This is a genomic window from Candidatus Megaera polyxenophila, from assembly GCF_029982035.1.
Lineage (GTDB): Bacteria > Pseudomonadota > Alphaproteobacteria > Rickettsiales > Rickettsiaceae > Megaera > Megaera polyxenophila.
The window spans coordinates 1,193,576-1,211,936 of record NZ_CP104166.1 but is presented as its reverse complement, the minus strand read 5'-3'; the positions used below and the strand labels follow the sequence as shown (position 1 = coordinate 1,211,936).

At 31.2% G+C, this 18,361-nt stretch carries 14 protein-coding genes; all 14 read right to left on the bottom strand.

Going from position 1 to position 18,361, the window contains the following annotated elements; translation table 11 throughout:
• Position 1 precedes the first annotated feature (1 nt).
• The 14 genes from N3Z16_RS06465 to N3Z16_RS06400 all read right to left on the bottom strand — a co-directional run bounded on the left by N3Z16_RS06465 (position 2) and on the right by N3Z16_RS06400 (position 18,276).
• Entirely contained in the window at positions 2-586 is a 585-nt protein-coding gene (locus N3Z16_RS06465) for a UbiX family flavin prenyltransferase (protein WP_223939297.1), read from the bottom strand.
• A 184-nt stretch (positions 587-770) separates the two neighbouring features.
• Positions 771-2,009: a glycosyltransferase family 4 protein gene (locus N3Z16_RS06460; protein ID WP_282485856.1), complete on the bottom strand. Its 1,239-nt coding sequence runs from the start codon at positions 2,007-2,009 to the stop codon at positions 771-773.
• Positions 2,006-3,229 (bottom strand): glycosyltransferase, encoded by a 1,224-nt coding sequence (locus N3Z16_RS06455; RefSeq protein ID WP_282485855.1) that lies wholly within the window; start codon positions 3,227-3,229, stop codon positions 2,006-2,008. Before N3Z16_RS06455 ends, N3Z16_RS06460 begins: the two co-directional genes overlap by 4 nt.
• 2 nt (positions 3,230-3,231) lie before the next feature.
• A complete protein-coding gene (asnB, locus tag N3Z16_RS06450; protein WP_282485854.1) occupies positions 3,232-5,139 on the bottom strand; it encodes an asparagine synthase (glutamine-hydrolyzing) in 1,908 nt (635 codons plus the stop codon).
• A 360-nt stretch (positions 5,140-5,499) separates the two neighbouring features.
• Positions 5,500-8,295, bottom strand: a complete 2,796-nt coding sequence (locus tag N3Z16_RS06445; protein WP_282485853.1) for a class I SAM-dependent methyltransferase — start codon at positions 8,293-8,295, stop codon at positions 5,500-5,502.
• A 132-nt stretch (positions 8,296-8,427) separates the two neighbouring features.
• Positions 8,428-9,075 carry a hypothetical protein gene (locus tag N3Z16_RS06440; protein ID WP_282485852.1) on the bottom strand — a complete coding sequence of 216 codons (648 nt, stop codon included), beginning with the start codon at positions 9,073-9,075 and terminating at the stop codon, positions 8,428-8,430.
• A gap of 25 nt (positions 9,076-9,100) precedes the next feature.
• Positions 9,101-11,053 carry an ABC transporter ATP-binding protein gene (locus N3Z16_RS06435; protein ID WP_282485851.1) on the bottom strand — a complete coding sequence of 651 codons (1,953 nt, stop codon included), beginning with the start codon at positions 11,051-11,053 and terminating at the stop codon, positions 9,101-9,103.
• Positions 11,046-11,870 carry an ABC transporter permease gene (locus N3Z16_RS06430; RefSeq protein ID WP_282485850.1) on the bottom strand — a complete coding sequence of 275 codons (825 nt, stop codon included), beginning with the start codon at positions 11,868-11,870 and terminating at the stop codon, positions 11,046-11,048. Before N3Z16_RS06430 ends, N3Z16_RS06435 begins: the two co-directional genes overlap by 8 nt.
• 3 nt (positions 11,871-11,873) lie before the next feature.
• Entirely contained in the window at positions 11,874-12,545 is a 672-nt protein-coding gene (locus N3Z16_RS06425; RefSeq protein ID WP_282485849.1) for a WbqC family protein, read from the bottom strand.
• A 7-nt stretch (positions 12,546-12,552) separates the two neighbouring features.
• Complete coding sequence (locus N3Z16_RS06420; RefSeq protein ID WP_282485848.1) at positions 12,553-13,002, bottom strand: GNAT family N-acetyltransferase; 450 nt, start codon at positions 13,000-13,002, stop codon at positions 12,553-12,555.
• A 10-nt stretch (positions 13,003-13,012) separates the two neighbouring features.
• On the bottom strand, positions 13,013-14,869 hold the full coding sequence (gene asnB, locus N3Z16_RS06415; RefSeq protein WP_282485847.1) for an asparagine synthase (glutamine-hydrolyzing): 1,857 nt from the start codon (positions 14,867-14,869) through the stop codon (positions 13,013-13,015).
• Between the two features lie 11 nt (positions 14,870-14,880).
• Positions 14,881-15,528: a PIG-L deacetylase family protein gene (locus N3Z16_RS06410; RefSeq protein WP_282485846.1), complete on the bottom strand. Its 648-nt coding sequence runs from the start codon at positions 15,526-15,528 to the stop codon at positions 14,881-14,883.
• Positions 15,529-15,541: 13 nt separating this feature from the next.
• Positions 15,542-16,636 (bottom strand): non-hydrolyzing UDP-N-acetylglucosamine 2-epimerase, encoded by a 1,095-nt coding sequence (gene wecB / locus N3Z16_RS06405; protein WP_282485845.1) that lies wholly within the window; start codon positions 16,634-16,636, stop codon positions 15,542-15,544.
• A gap of 8 nt (positions 16,637-16,644) precedes the next feature.
• Entirely contained in the window at positions 16,645-18,276 is a 1,632-nt protein-coding gene (locus N3Z16_RS06400) for a glycosyltransferase (RefSeq protein ID WP_282485844.1), read from the bottom strand.
• Positions 18,277-18,361 lie beyond the last annotated feature (85 nt).

The following is an 18,361-nucleotide window of genomic DNA, read 5'->3' as shown; positions in this document are numbered from 1 at the left end:
GTTAATTTTTAGAGGAGATTCCTTGCCATCTTTTAATAAGATTTGTTTGTATATCAAATAAATCTAGGGTTCGTGCTACTGAATGATTAATTATGTCATCTAAGGTAGTAGGATTGTGGTAAAATGCTGGAACAGGAGGGCATATAGCAACACCTATTCTGGCAAGTTTAAGCATATTTTCTAAATGAATCGCACTAAGAGGTGTTTCTCTAACCATTAAAGCTAACTTTTTTTGCTCCTTGATAATGACAGCAGCTGACCGCGTAATAAGATCATTTTCCATGCCTGAGGCTATTGCTGATAATGTTTTCATGCTACAGGGGGCTACAATCATTCCATTTACTTTAAATGACCCACTGGAAATTTTAGCTCCTATATCACTCGGATGGTAAGCATAATTAGCAAGCTTTTTGATATCACCTATTGAAAAGGATGTTTCAGTTGCAATGGTTAAATTTGCTGATTTTGAAACAATTAAATGTGTTTCTACACCGCATTCCCTTAATACTTCAAGTAATCTTATGCCGTAAATTGCGCCCGAAGCACCAGTGATAGAAACAATAATTTTTTTAATTTCTGTGGGCATATTAAAATTAAGGTTTACTTAGTTAAATAGCTCCTTATTCTAATATACTAATAATAAACTGGCAACAACTAGAGTTTAAGCTGAATTATTCATAGAATAAACAAAAATACAAAATACCTAATACCAAACCTCGCTATTTCACCGGCTACAGTTTAATATTTTTTCAGCTTTTGTAAAATAACTATTAATAATTTGAGAATATTACTACACTTTTTATAACCCTTTCAAAGGCTTCCTGCATTTTTTCTATAGTAAAGTTTTTAACCACATAGTTGTATCCATTTGTTCCCATTTCTATACTTTTTTCATTATTGCTAAGAATTTTGAGTAAAAAATAAACTAATTGTTTTTCATCATTTGGATTAAAAACATAACCACACTTAGCATCTTGTATTATTTCTTCTGCTTCTCCTTTAACCCCACATAAGACAGGCCGCGCACATGCCATATAATCAATTAATTTTGTAGGTATAGCTCCTTCAAAAATTTTTAAATCCTTAAGAGTTACAATACATACATCGGCAGCGCTTAAAAACTTTCTTCCTTCACTTTTAGGTAATGCCGGTAAAACTAATACATTTTCTAATTTCAAATTAGCTACATCCTGTATGATTTTTTCTCTCCGTATTCCATCTCCAATTATAACAAAGATAATATCTTTGTTATATTTTAAATCTGCAGCAGCTCTGATAATTACATCAATATTATTAGCTTCTCCTAAAGCTCCAAAATACATAACTACCTTTTTACTACCCCATCCATATTGGCTACGCACGCTAAGGCCAGCATTATAATCTGGATACATTTTCGTCAAATTTACCCCACAATGGATGAAAGCAATCTTTTCAGCGGGTATTTTAATATTTAGTAAGTAATTTTTTATCCCTTTAGTAAGGGTAATAATCTTATAAGCTTTGTTATACAAAAACCTTTCCATCAAAAACATCACGCTCTTGATTAGACTATTTTTTATTGCTCCGAGCTCTATTAAAGAAGTAGGCCATAAATCTCTTACCTCTAATACAAAAGGAATACGCCTTAGTAAACATACTAACCCTGTAGTAAAGGCACAAAATAAAGGAGGAGAAGAGATTAAAACTACATCTGGTTTCTTTATTAACAGCATTGCTATAGCAGAAGAAATAGAAAAACTAATATAGTTAAAAATTCTCCCCATATAGCTACTGTGCAAACCCAAATATGACCAGATCCTTATCACTTCTACTGGCCCTACTTTAGTTTTCTGTAATAGCTTTTGTTTAAAGGATAAATTAGCTGTGTTCCCTTTCATGTATCCTATTTTACTACATACCACCGTCACTTTATTGCCTTTTAAAGCCAAATTTTGTGTAAGATTATATGTAAGAGAATGACCGGGTTCGTCCTCAGATTGAAAAAACTGATAAATTATAACTATATTCACTTATAACCTTCAAATATACTAGTAAATTTTTTATCTTCCCATACTATTTCCTTTGACGCTTTATTTAGGTTATTTTTATATTTTTTTAAAATCTGCTCATTTTCAAATAACGAATCTAATGCGTGAGATATCTGGGAAGAGGAAGCAAAATCAGCTGTTAAACCTATCTGAAATTCATTTAATATGTTCTCAATTGATGGTAATTTTGCAGATAAAATTGGAATTTCTGCAGCTATAAATTCAAAAAGCTTGTTTGGAGTACAGTAATAATTATTTAAACATGTTGCTTGATAAGGAATAATTCCTAAATCCGCGCATGATGTATAATCTAATAGCTCCTCTTGAGTAACTGCTTGATGAAAATGAACTTTTTTGGATAGATTATGTTTTATTGTAATAGATTGCAATAAACTTCTTAATTGTCCGTCTCCTAAAATTACTAAATTAACAAGCGGATTTTGGACATAAGCCATGGATTCAACTAACTTTTCTAGATTCCTATTAAGCGATAAGCCACCTTGGAATAACACAACCTTAGCATGGTCTTGTAAACCAAATTTTTGATGGAATATCTTACTGTTAATATTAACCCTATTCTTGGAAGGTAAGGCATTAGAAATAACATATACTTCATCAAGAAGATGATATCTTTGCTTTAGCTCTTGTGCTATCAGGTTATTAACCGTTATAACACTGTCACAATGTCCGATGTATTTTTGTTCTAGCTGTTTCCATTTTCTTTTTTCTAAATCGGAAAATTCCTGCTCAGCATAAAGCTCATGACTATCATATACTACTTTTGCATTGCATTTAGCAGCTGCATAACATGCCGCTGGAAGAGTAGGTAAATCATGCGCAACAAAAACCGCAGGTTTATATTTATCTAATACACTCCGAAATACACTTAAATAAAAATCTTCCATATCCGTAGTAAGCCAGGTTATCTTCCTAATTAAGGTTCTGGCAGCAGAACTAAGAAGCATGTATTTGTTCACCCACCTATAAAGCCACAATAAAAATAATTTTCTGTTATTTTTATCTATTCTTGGATAAAATGGAAGCCTAAGTACCCTTTTATCATCCGAGAAAAGAGCACTAGTTTTTGGCATCGCTATTATAGTAACTTTCCAACCTGCAGATTCTAAGCTATCAGCTTCTTGTATTATCCGACGATCAATATTACTATCTGTAGTTAGCATGACCATCATATCAGGTTTCATAATTACCTACTGGAAATATCTTTATCTATAAAGGTTTTATACCATGTTTCAAGAGATAATATCCCCCAGACTACCCTTCCGAATTTTGGTTCATTACCTATAGCATGCTCTAATTTTTGTATGTTGTAGATACCTCTTTGCTTTGCAGAATTTGATAATAAAGTGTCTAAAACAAATTCCCGTGCCTCATTCTTAACCCATTTTTCTAAGGGAGTTGGAAAGCCCATTTTATCTTTACGTTCATATATTTCTTTTGGTAAAATTGTTTTAATCACATTCTTAAATAGATGTTTAGTATCTCCATTTTTAAATTTTATATGTTCAGGAACAGTGGCCATAAATTCTAGCACCCTATGGTCTAATAACGGAACCCTGGATTCAATTGATGCAGCCATACTTGTTCTGTCTTCAACTTGTAATAAAGCTGGTAAAGAGCCTTTAATATCAAAGTAGCTCATTTTATCTGTAAGGGATAAAATCCCGGAACGGTTAAAAATTCTGCAAAAGCTTTCAAAAGAAGAATAATCAGTATTAAATAACTGATCAGAATATAAATCTTTATATCCCTCTCTTCGGTCTATTAACTGAAAATATCTTTTATCCCAAGTTTCAAACAGCCCATTTTTCCAAAAAGTTTTTAACAGAGGTATGTAAGGTTTAAGAGTGCCAAGATTCTTAGCAATTGAATTCAAACTTAAATTATCATTAACTTCTGAACCATTTACACTATCTAAAACACACTTCTCTAAATATGCAATAAGATACCTTGCATACCCTATAAAAACCTCATCCCCTCCTTGTCCTCCTAATACAACTTTAACTTTTTTAGAAGCCAATTTGGAAACATAATACTGTGGTACAAGGCCTGGACCGGCTGCTGGCTCATCCATATAATAAATAAGCTTAGGGAAGACATATGGAAAGTCATTCCCTTCGATGTACACTTCATTATATTGTGCAGCAATATGATTAGCAACAGATTTAGCGTATCTTGTTTCATCATATGCTATACCATCAGAAAATGCTCCCGTAAATGTATTAATCTTCCCATTAGACAAAAACCTTGTAGCAAGAGAAGCGACTGTACTAGAATCCAATCCCCCGGATAAATGGGCACCCAAAGGCACATCAGAACGTAGATGCATGGCTACCGAATTTTCTAGTAATTCTAATAACTTACTATTAAACCATTTTTCATCATGAACAGTATCAGTGCTATAATTAAGATCCCAATATTGGGATCTATTAATTGTAAGTTCTTCATTGCCATACTGCACTACCATAAACCAACCAGGCTCAAGCTTATAAATATCTTTAAACATAGTTTTGTCGCCTAAACAAAACTGAAAAGTTATATAATCCTGTAATCCCTGTGGATTCGGTTCTGCTTTAACAAAACTTGAAGCTAAAATTGATTTTATTTCAGAAGAAAATGCAAAATTTTTCCTATCCCAGAAATAGTAAAAAGGTTTAATACCTATCCTATCACGCGCACAAAATAATCTTTTCTTTTTTCTGTCCCATATAGCAAAAGCAAACATTCCTAGTAAATGCTTTAGACAATCATCTCCCCACTCTCTATATGCGTACAATAATACTTCTGTATCAGAATGAGAAATAATAGGATGACCCTTCCTAATAAGCTCCTCACGCAATTCAATATAATTATAAATTTCTCCGTTGAAAACTATTACAAGATCTCCATCTTGAGACTGAAGGGGTTGATGTCCATGTTTAGTATCTATAATTGCAAGACGTCTATGACCTAAACATATATTATCATCCTGCTCTAACCAAATACCTTCGCCATCGGGCCCTCGATGGGAGATTAAATCTTTCATCAGTTCAATTCTTGTTTTTAGAAAGATTTTGTCTTTTTCGGTACTTATTAAACCAACAATTCCACACATTATGATTATTTAATTTTTTAGATACTACTACTACAACTTTTAGCGAAAAGTACTTCTAAATGCATATTCTAGTCAATAAATATTTACCAAATATATCAAATCTTTTCCGTCTCTTATCTAATAGTTTTTGTTCTTCTCTAAATTTATGCCGAAATCTAATATTGGGAGACGTTTCTAAAATACCTACAAAAAATTTTAAATCAAGTACAGTACCGCTCCTAATTGGTAGATTATCTCATTTATTATGCTACTTGGGTATTGGAATTGAGCAATTGCTATTTTTAACTTTACTACACGAGATACTTATACAATATTTTTACTTATCCAAAATTAAACCGTATTCTAAGTAAAAGCACAGGCTCAAATCATTGTTGCAGAGTCTCTTAACTGCTTAATTATATTTTCTACATATTTTTCAATAGTATAGCTAAAACATATTTTTTCTTCATCAGCAGGTAATAATAAGCGCCATACAGTTTCTCCATCAACGTACTCTATATGCCCTGCACCTTGGCCTTGCTTAAATGAATACATATACTTAGGGTCTTGTACAAGGGGGGTATAACCCTTTAATCTAGAATAAGAAACTTTTCGAATTGAAAAGGGTTTCCCTTTATCTAAAAATGTAAAAAGAAAAATAGGAATAATATCTTTTTTGTTAAATACAAATGTATAATTCTCATTTTCTTTTTTGACATTTAATTTAATAGTTTCTATTTCTTGAAGTTGTATATTAAAGGTAGAACATGCAATTGTGGATCCCAAAGGAAATAATCCATTAATAGAAACTTGCACCTTACATGGTATAGGTAGATTAGAGAAACAAGTATAGAAAGAAATATAAGAAGCATAATTGGATGGATATAAATTAATCCCTTCTTCTAAACTTTCAACATAAGCATTACGTGAAACATAATAAGGTATTGTTTCCAAAAAAGAAATATCATTCTTAGCTTTTACCCCTCCCTCTGTAAAACTCATTTCGTTATACTGAATCAACAACGGACTATCTATTGCCTCTATTTTACCAGATTTGGAATAAAACTTTCTAACACTTTTATCGGTATACAAAGGAATACTTAAATTATTTTTAGAAAAAAGAATACCTATTTCTGAATACCATGGATTTAAATAGAGCGAGCTACTAATTTTCTCTAATTTTAAAGATAAAGAATCATTAGATGACGCGTCTAAAAAATTTGATGTTTCTCCACAAAAATGACAAACTACTCCACTATTTTTATAATTTGATAAATTAAGCTTTTCACTATAATATTTAGGATAGTAGCAACTAGTTGTCATATCACCTGTTAAGTTAACAATTTTTTCTTTCAACCCTTTTTGATTAAACAAATCTGTGAGCTTTTTATATACAAATGACTGCTTATGATGATTGATGTGAGATGTTTTATTACATGTCAGACATAAATACCGACCAAAAGATAAATTTTCGTTATGAGGGGTCTGTATATACACGTATTTAGAAGAAACTCTACTTAATTCAACAATGGCGTTTTCAAGTTCTTGATCGCTTAAATGCTCTAGAATATCCATCGCTATAACTAATTCTACACTATTATCTTTTAAAGGTATTTTTGTAATGCTCCCTAATTTTTTATAGCGATCTACAGGGGCTAATATTTTTTCGTCTAAATCTATACAGATCACCTTATAAAAAGAGGGAATTCTTCTTGCTAAGAGTCCAGGTCCGCAACCTATGTCTGCTATTTTTTCTACATCATGAGGTAAAATAGACAATAAGGAATCTATACTATGATCTATAGAACGGACTTTTATACAAGGAAGGTTAAAAATGTCCACGTAAGTAGGGATTTCATTTTTTATATCTGAATTAGGAATAAATTTTTCCTCTTCTTGTATATTATTCTTCCATAATAAGTTAGGATACAGCGCATCCCACTTCTTCTTAAACTCTTCTGCTATATAATGTATTCCACATACTAATGCTCCATCTTTGCTAGCTTGCTCTAATATTTCCTCGAGGATTTTAAAATTATCACTACACTTTTGCTGATTGGACTCACCAATATACCAACCAAGAGTAATAATCCCATATTTCTTTATTAAGTTTTTAAATATGTTTATAGAATCACTATCGATAACAGCATTTTTCAATTGAGGGAAATGCCGATTAGAAGTAGTAGTACCTATAGTCCACAACCCGATATCTTTACCATCAGGATCAGGAAAATAAATAGGCAAGTTTGTGCCTCGCCAGTAACTTCCAATACCTCCATAACCAACTGATATATCAGCAAAAAAACCAGTTTTCAACTGCATAGCCCATGATTCTGACCATTCAAAATAGTCACAATCCGATAGATGACTAGTAACTTGTTTTCCAATTTGTTCTTCTATACTATCTTTTCTCTGCTTTAATACATCGTATTGATTACGAGCCCCAGAGGGGGTTTTTAAACCAATTTCTATACTTTCTTTTATCAATTTTAAATCGGACTCTTCTTTCCATAAAGAAGTGAAAGTAGCTCTTTCACTGTTACTACCACCATCTAAAAAAAATGTGGGGTATTTAATCAATGGCCATTTTTGTATTAATTTTAAAACACTCCTAATTTGATCATAATTATTTTGATACTCATTTATATTAAAAGTTAGAAAAATTATGTAAGGGTAGGAATCAAGAGAAAATTTTTTATTTAAAAATAATCCGATTAAACGAATAAAATTTAAGAAATAATCTTCTGCAAATATAATGTTATTAGGAAAAAATGAATTTTTATTTTTAGCTATCGCTTCCCCACTCATATCACTATTTATGGGGTCTTGTTTAAACTCAAGCATTTTAAAAATAGGAGTAATTATATCCTGATTAATAACAAGAGTTTGTCCTACTTCAATAAAATTGATTTGTGTTCCTTTTGATAAAAAGGAAAATTCTTCTTGGTTGAAAAATAAACTATTTTTATTAACTTCTGTTACTTTTATTTCCTCAGATGCCACTCTTATTTTAGATGTCTTATAAGAAATTTCTGTATAATGATCTTCTATTAAACCAGAAGAAAAAATTATCGGCGTTTCAAGGTAAAAACCCAACATTCTCCACCAATTCTTTTCCAATGGGGTGAAAAACCGGTAACTTTTAATTTTAATGGCGTCATTAATATCAAGAATCATATTTCATTCTCTAACTAGAATCATTCCTTTTATAAATTTAAGAAGCTTTGTGCTTCTCTTAAGTTTGGCAGTAATGAATTAAGTATTATTGATCAAATAATATCACCTTCATAAATTAAATAAAAATTTTTCCTATTCCTTTTGGTAGTGCAACTGCGGAATCTTGTCATTTTGTATCTTATTTAAAACCTCTATAGAAAGGTTTATACATTCAATTTGGAGCTTTTTATTAACCTTCTCTAATGTATCCTCTTTATTGATATTATACCTTTTTTTTACTAATATAATCTCTCTATTTGTATAAGGCTGCATCACATATAAATAAACCATACCAGAATATTTATGGTTCAAAGGAAAATTAATTGTTACATTTTCTGTGCCTGTGGGCACAGAAGATGTACAACAACTAAGGACAAAAAGGCGAGGTATATATATAACCTCTTCTTTTATTGGCCACTTGGTTACAAACAAAACATCTACCGGATATTGACTTAAAATTCTACTCACAATAGGACTATTTGATTGGTTTACCCAAAAACATGGAATGGAATTTTCTTCACAGATTTGTATTAGATTAGGATTAATTAAATTACATTGTATTTTTTCTATATTTTTTAACGAAAAATTGTTATCTATAGCATAAATTGTGTTTGCAAAATCACTTTTATTGCTACCACAAATAATTAAATAAGATAAAGTTAATTTACTTTTAACTAAAGCTCGCAAAATAGATACGAAATAATCACTGTTATCATCACCTATTAAGGCTATAGAATTCATATAATAACTACCTTTTTACAATAGATTAAGGAAGATAAGCAGTGGACGGATCACAAAATACTTCATTCCCTTGGTTACACTTAAAAACAACAGGATGCCCAAAAGCCCCCAAAGATTTATACATTTTATCACTTTGAAAAACCTTAAACGGTATTGAACGATCAATTACTAAAAAAGCTTCATCTTCTGCCATCGTCAAAAAATTACACTTCTTAAAAAAACCGATAGAAACCATATATTCGCCCGCACCTAACCTCAATGGATTTAATTTTGCCTGAATAGAAAACTTTATATTATCTTTCAGTATACCTAACTCTTCAGAAGAAACAAAAGTTTGTGTTGCACAACTACCATCAGCTTTTAATATACATAAAACAAAGTCAAAACGTTCTAAAATAACCCCATCTTTTTTTCGAGCTTTTATATTAAATACCCACTCCTCGCCCATTATAAAAGTTCTGACAGATTTTCCATGCTTATCAACAATATCATAATCTTCTGCAAGAATTTCATGAGTACCATAACATGATAAAGAAGAAAGAAGTGAGTGCTGACCAGTATAATTTTGCGTCAAGGGCATCATCTCATTTGTACTGTCTATTATTTCAGTCGGATTTATGTTATCCATATCATTATCGATAATATCTGAATCTTTACAAGCAGAAAGATCTAATCTATCTACTTCAATATTAGAAGAAAAATCTTCTGTATCCACAATCTCTTTTTCTTTATATAAATCGAAAACATGCTCTTCCTGTTGCGACATTATTTCTCCTAATCTTATATATTTATTGTCCCAAAAAAAATCTAGAAACACTTTTTCTCTATCATCTACAACACCTTTCAAAATTAATTTGCTTTCTTTTAAAGGTATTTCTCCCTGAGGTATTCCGAGCTTAAACGGGGCATGAACATACCCCCCCTTTTCATTTTGGTACGCCCTACAATAAAGTGAATTAATTTTTAAGGGAGCGCTCCAATTAGTAAGACCAGGGGCATCTATGATACAAGAAGAAGATAATTCGTTATTATCCATAGGTTTACCAATATCTACTGATGCTAATATTTGGTCTCCAACTACTATTTTAGCACTAAAAAATAAATGAGTTTTTGTAGGATTTTCATAATTTTCAGTAATGATTCGGAACAATAAAGCGTTAGATTCTAATGAATTAGCAATTTTCTTTAGATCTTTTTTTCTAATTTTCAGTTCTTTAGCTTTTAATGCTAGCTCTTCCTCCTGCCTCATTTTATGGTTATAAATTTTAGATACTGTTAAAGGCAGGTCATCGTGAGTAATTAACCCATCCTCTAATAAAACAGCTCTGTCACAAAACTCTAATATACTTGACATGCTATGTGAAACAAAAAGCACTGTAGATCCTAATTCATGAGTAATACGTTTAATTCTCTGTTGACATTTTTGGGTAAAAGACACATCTCCTGCCCCTAACACTTCATCTATAATCAAAATCTCAGGTTCAATAGAAGTTGATACAGAAAAAGCTAACCTTGTATACATCCCAGCCGAATAGAATTTAACTGGTTGCTCAATAAACTCTTCTAACTCTGCAAAATCAATTATCTCTTCCTCTAATAACTTAATCTTTTTAGAAGAATAACCCATAACAGATAATACTGAATGGAGATTTTCTCTCCCTGTCAATTCAGGATGGAAACCGGTACCTAATTCTAATAAAGCTTGAATTTTTCCTCTGACTGACACAGCTCCTTCTGTAGGCGCAACACTACCTGAAATTATTTTTAGTAGGGTAGACTTACCCGCCCCATTCTTACCAAGAATTCCTATACGTTCTCCACGCTTTATTTCAAGGTTTATATTCCTCAGAACCCAGAACTCTTTATAATAATTTTTTCCAAATTTAATATTAAATAACTCTTTTATTCTATCGTTTTGAGAATTGTATAGTTTATACATTTTCCCTAAATTATCTAATATAATCGAATAATCAGACATAATCACTTAACAACACTTTCATTTTTTTAAAGAAAAAATAGCCTATAAAAAATAGGCTATTAGACATTATGATAAAAGTAATCAAACTATTTATAGGAGGCATCTTTCCAAAGATTAAAACATTTTGATAACAAATAACCATATGATACAATGGATTAAGTTTTAGCAAATATAATAAGTTTTTGGGAACCATATTTTCAGTATAAGATATAGGACTTAACATCATTAATGTCAGCAGTATAACTGGCACTACTTGCTGAATATCTCGTAAATAAACATTAAGACTCGAAAGGATCCAGCATAACCCTACAGAAAACAAAATTTGTAATAGCCAAAGAACTATAGAAATAGGAAGGAGATAAGACACTTTATTAAGGTAACACAGACCGATAAATATTAACAGCAAACCTATAAATTGGTTAACTTGAGCTGTTAAAACCGCTTTCACAGGAACTAACTCTATAGGAAATAAAACGTTCTTTACAAGCGCCATGTTCCCGACAACTGAAGGTATCGCTATCGCCAGAGATTCAGAAAAACCTAGATAAGGAACTAATCCACTAAAAATAAACATTACATATTCTAAAGAACTTAATCCCTCAACTTTAACTTTAAAAATAAAGATATAAACACATGCATATGCCCCAAGCATAAATATAGGTGTAAGGATTAGCCATAAGTTACCCAACGCCAATCCTGCAAAACGAACTTTTACATCTCTATAAACAGTAACCCATAGGATTTCTTTTTGCCTATATATTAATAATAAAGGTTCGATGATAAATCTGAATAAATCTACGTATAATCTAGAAATCATTTCTTACGCCTTAAATATAATTTTAAAATTAGGTCCACAATTAAATAAAAAGTCTAAAGCTGACAACCCTGCTTCAAAATCCCTCCATAACTGAGGATAAATAGGATGCTCAAACGGTGAATAGATCAACTCAATTTCTTTTTCTTTGAATTTTTTTTCCGATTGATATTGCTTCCCTCCCAAGCCTGATAGATAAACATTCCCCTTTAAATTCTTCACTAGTTCTATAAGGCGGTCATCACCTTTCAAACTGCTAGGCATTTCAGAAGCCAGAAAAAATGGGGTTTTAATTTCAAAAACTGAGCATAAATATTTTATGAATGCGATATTGAGCTCAGAGATATAGGTATATTCCTTAGAAAATAAAGCAAAAATTTCTTCTTTGTAATTCAAAAAGTAAGGCGCTTTCTTATAAAAACTTTCAAGAGTTTTTAAACATTTTTCCTTCCATATCGTCTGAGAAATTCGGACTTCGTTAATCTTGTTACTTAATGAAGCATGCACAGGGACAGTTAACCAGAGACAACCTTGCGGGGTTTTAATTTGGGAGCGATTAATGTATGAATTTTTAGTGTATTGAACATCATCTAATACAATGAACATATCAGAAGCAGCTATTTTATAAAAGTAACCCAACCAAGGAAGAAAATTAGGTTGATGAATAGATATAATCATTTTTTACTCACATTAAGCACAATACTTTAAAAAAATAATCATCTTGAATAAATAAATCTTTAAAGTTAAAATTATTGTAAAAATTAAGCCCTTGCTGATTATCAACAGGCACTTTAAGTGAAAAATAAGAAGCCTTTATTGTTTTCGCTCTTTTTATGCTTTCTGCCATCATTATTTTTCCTATCCCTCTTCCTTGCCACTTTTTTGCCAAGCAAAACCTATGTAAATGTACACAATCTTTAGTTTTTTGAGATAATATTGAAAAACCCGCAACCTCTTCATCTATAAATAAAATAAAAGAAAGCACGTCTTTCAACTCTAGCTCTACAGTAAAATTCTTCTTATCCCACGAAGAAAAAGACGTATGCCGCTCTATTTCTAACAAAGAAATAATATGTTTATTTATACTCTCTTTATTTAACCCCCCAAAAGAAAAAGATAAATTATTATTAGACACAACAACCATATCAATCTATAGAAACTTGATAACTTTTTATCCATTCTGACAAAGACCATAAGGCCCAGATAACTCTATCTTTTTGGCCATTATAATTATTAATTATTGCATGGCAAGGCTTTATAAATAATTGAGTTTTATCAAGTTCTGCTAAAGCCTTGTCAACTTCATGCTTCATTTTATAATTAAAAATGCTCATAACCGGATAAACTATTCCTGATTTTTTTGAGTTATTTATTATTTCTTCTGGTAAAATTTGTTTTGCTACATCTCTCATAAGAGATTTAAGAGAGTTCTGCATGAAAAAACTTTCTGGCATCTTATAAGAAAACTCTACAATAGAAGTATCAAGTAAAGGAGTACGTGATTCCAGATTTTCTGCCATTGATGTCCTATCCTCTACATGCAAAAGCGCAGGAAGTAAAACCTTTTGGTCTAAATATAAAATTTTTTTTAAAAAACTTTCTTTTCTAGTATTCTGCATTTCATATAATACATCCATAGAACTATAACCCCTTGCTTGGGATTTGATATCAGGATTAATTAAATCCCACAGACCATAACTGCGGTCAAATAAATGTTTTAAAATTGCATACTCGCTGGTAAAAGCACTTTGGCCAAGAATATTCCTTGCTTGTTGCTCAAAAAATTTTATGAATTTAAGCTTGCTCAAATCTATAGAATTTGCTTTCCCATTAGCATTATCTGTTAAATTATTTGAAAGCTGTGCTATTAGGTATTTTGGGTAGCCACAAAATAATTCATCTCCCCCATGCCCCGTTAAAACAACTTTACAATATTTTCTTACTTCTCTTGAAAGAGTTCTATAGGCAGCAGAATATCCTGCTATAGGGTAATCCAAAATATACATTAAATCTTTATGATCATCTATTATTTCATTTTCAGAAAGGGAAACTTTAAAATGATCTGAGGAAATATGGTGAGCTAAAAGAGTAGAGTAAAAACTTTCATCTTCATAACCCTGCACATTAAATATACTAGAAAAAGTTTTTAATTTTTCTTTTGAAAAACTCGAAGCAATTGCAGCCACAGTTGAAGAATCAATTCCACCACTCAAATAAGATCCCATAGGCACATCAGAAATAGACCAAGATTTAACAGCACGAAACACTAAATGCTTAAGTTCTTCCACTGCATCGGAATAATTAATATCTGAATCTTCTTTTTCAGGAAAATCCCAATATTTTATTACTTTATAAGTTCCTGAACTTATAAATACTTTTAAAGCACTTCCCGGTTCCACGCTCTCTATTGAGTGAAAAAGGGTTTTATTCTGCAAATAAGATTGGCAAAATAAGTAATCACTTAAACCTAAAATATTTAGTTTGGGCTTAACTACACCACTCGCCAAAATAGCTTTCACTTCACTAGCAAAAGTTAGAGCTTTATCATTAATATAATAATAAAGCGGCTTAATTCCCATACGATCTCTTACAATCCACAGAATGTCTTCAAATTTGTCATAAATACAAAAAGCATACATACCTTCAATTTTTTCTAGGCATCCTACTCCTAATTCTTGCCATAAATAAAGTAACACCTCGGTATCACTTGTTCCTTTAAACCTATATCCTTTACTAATTAAACTTTCTTTTAAAGGGAGATAGTTAAAAATTTCTCCATTAAATACAATAACAAGATTTCCATCGCTAGTTACCATAGGTTGCCGACCAGATTCAGAAATATCAATAATAGACAACCTATTGTGCGCTAATAGTACATTCCCATTTAACAAATACTGTTTATCATCACGACCTCTATGTTCTAAAGACTTAAGCATTTTCTCAATAATGCCATTATCTATAGGAGATTTATCAAATCTTACTTGCCCGCTAATTCCACACATAATTATTTTTCCTATTCTATAATTACCCTTATAGGCTCGTAGGCTTCAGCAAATTGAGTACTCACCTGTACCCCTCTAACTTTTGCTAAACTATAAAAAAATTCTTGGTCAAAATATATTTTGGAACTCTGAGATTTATAACACTTTAAAGCATCCATTTTTATTTTAAATTGCTCTTCCGTTAAATTAACAAAAAAATTATGATTACTAGAAAACATATTCCAAGGCAATTCATAACCTAGAATCGAGCAATGCTTAAAGGCTCGTAAACTTTCTTGGTAAACACAAGAGTGATCTTGATGAATATCATGACGGGATGGAATCAAAACCAAGGATGGATTTATTTTTTTTTTGAGTAAAATTAACTCTTCTAATATTTCCTGTCTGTATTTTTGGAAGTGACGCACAGGAAAAGAAAAATGGCCGCAATTTTTTAAAGGAATCCCTAAAGTGGTTCGGCTGTTATTACATTCTTCTAATAAATCTTTTTCTGTTCCCCCCAGTCTCTTTATACTATTTTCACATAAAGAAAAAAACCAGTGGTAAATTTCAAATCCATTTTCTGCTAATCGTCGAATTAGACCTGCACATGCAATTTCATCATCAGGATGAGGTCCTAATACTAATAATTTTTTAGGAGAAGATGTTTTCTTTAACATTGTGAATAATCCATTATACAAAATTATGTTTTTCAAGAAGGTCTACTATGATTTCTGCTGCATTTCCATTTCCAAAAATTTCCTTATGCCACGTATCTTTACTAAAACTTTTTATTTCACTGGAAATGACCTCGCTATTTACCACATCAAAGCATCCTATAACTTTTTGCCATCCACAATCCTTTATTTGAGGCCAGGGAGTAGTATAAAACAAAACTAAACATTTTTTTCTAGCAAAATATGCTTCTTTTTGCAAACCGCCAGAATCTGTAAGCACACATTTACAATTGTTTACTAAAGCTAACGTATCTAGATAACCTAAAGGCGGCGTAATTACCAAGTTTGAAATTGCTTTTAATGAATCCCATAAATTATATAGTTTAAAACTTTTTTCTGTTCTTGGATGCACTGCAAATACAACTTTATATTTTAGCTTACTAATAGTAAAAAGCATATTTTCTAATACTTCTTTTTGGTCAGTATTATTAGGACGATGAACTGTTAAAAATAAAAACTTTTCTGGTTCTAAACCTAAATCACGTAAGATGGTAGATTTTTTTTCAGATATGTTAGTGAAATAAATATAGGCATCATACATTACATCGCCAGTTAGGTAAACACCATTAGTAATATTTTCTTTTGCCAAATTTTGTATAGAAGGTATATCTGGACAAAATCTAATTTTTGACGCATGATCCGCTACAATTCTATTAATCTCTTCTGGGGTATCAATATCATAAATTCTTGGACCTGATTCTACATGGGCCAGGCGAATTTTAAGTTTTACAGCAGCTAAAGCTGCTGCTAACGTTGTATTAGTATCGCCGTAAATTAAAACACTTTGAGGTTTTATTTTTTGAAAAATGTCTTCTAGCTTAGATAAAATTTCGGCTGTCATCTTACCATGGCTTTGGTGCGTAATATTTAAAAAGTACTCAGGTTTAGTAATTTCAAGCTCCTTAAAAAATAATTCACTCATGGTATAGTCAAAATGCTGCCCCGAATGAATGATAATTTCTCTATATCCTCTGTTTTTTAATACTCGTGAAACAGGAGCCATTTTGATAAATTGTGGTCTATTACCAACAATAGTAACTAAGTTTTTCATATGATTATTTAATGGTTTAGTAAAATGTCTAGGACTTTTTGTTGCTGGGTTTTTTCGTCAAACGTTTCTAATTTTTGTTCATAAGCTTTTTTCATTGATGTAAGTAAGTCATTGTCGTTTAATAACTTGCTTATTGACTCGCCAAGGACAGAAGGTTTTTTACAATTCACCACCAAACCAACACGGTCTTTTGTTATATTAGAGCATATTTCTTTCATGGAAGAATCTGCCACAATTGGCAAATGAGCAGCGTAGTATTCTGAAAGTTTATTAGGGGCGCTTGTAGCATAATATTCATTAATTGCGACATACGGAATTACACCTACATCTGCGTTAATAGCAAAAGCTAATAATTCCTCTTGCGACACCCACCCTACAAATATAATTTGCTTTTTCTTATTTAACTTTTTTGATAATGACTGCAAACTAGAAAAAATAGGACCGTTACCTATTATTACCATATAATGGTTATTATTTAAGTAATCTACTGATTTTACCAAATTTTCTATATTCCTATTACTAGTTAAAGAACCTTGAAAAATACATACTTTTGCATTCTTAGGAATACTAAATTTGCTATGCCAAAATTCTTCCTTTCTCAGTTCAGCGCTTTCTAAAGCTGACACCTCGTTGTAATTGATGATATGATTAGATACTGTATAAAAATATTCAAAGGGTAAAGAAAAATAGTGTTCTAAAAAATGGCCAAGTTGTTGGCCTATAGTTATTCTCTTATCACAAGCAGAATATAAATATTTTTCATATTTATTAATCAGCTGAATTTTTTTAGTAGCATCAGGCTCCCATAACAGTGACTGACCCATCCACCACTCATGACAATCGACAATTAATTTTACACCTAAAACCTTTTTTAATATATATCCTATAGGTAAGGTGGGCAAATCCGCCACGTAAACATAATCAGGCTTTTCATCAATAAACCTAAGAAGAGACTGAAAAATTGGGGTAAAGTTATAAATATTTTCGCAAAATTCGTTAAAATAAAATTTTTGCCCCTGAAACTCTATTGTACCTATTGATAAACCCGGCAATTTAGAGCAAGATACAAAAGTATTATGGTCCAAATCAATAACTAAGTAATCATCAACATTTCCAGAATAAATTTTATTTTTATAAAAAGAGACGTTCTGTTCTTCTTTTTTTTTAATTAAACCGGCTTTGTAAAAATCACTCAAAAAAGATGGTTTATGAAATTTTGACTGAATTAGTTTGTCATAATAATAGCAAAAAGCTAAACTATTAGCTCCAAAATCCGATGCTACAACCTCCTTAATCTCTTCGTCATAACTATTCCAGTAGAAATGCGTTTTTGTTTGGACATTTAAAATATCTATATAAATAATCCCCTCCTTATCTTTTACGCAAAAACACTGGTATATATCAGTTCTTTTTTTTATAACTTCAGAAGCGTTTATTTTACCTAAATCAAAAGTAGAAATAATAGATTTAACCACCTCAAGTTCTTTACAATCATCAGCATTAATATTTTGGCGCTTAAATATACTATCGATGTCTCCTGATTGGTTAATGTAAGGTCGGACAATAAAATCCTGATCCTCATCAAAAATAGAAAAACACTGACCAGCAAATAGCTTCACTTTATTTCCTTGCTGTAACAAGCTCTTGGCCACAAATAAAATTCGGTGATCAATATGGTTATCATGGGTTATCACCCAAATATTTTTAGAGGAATATGTCATAGGT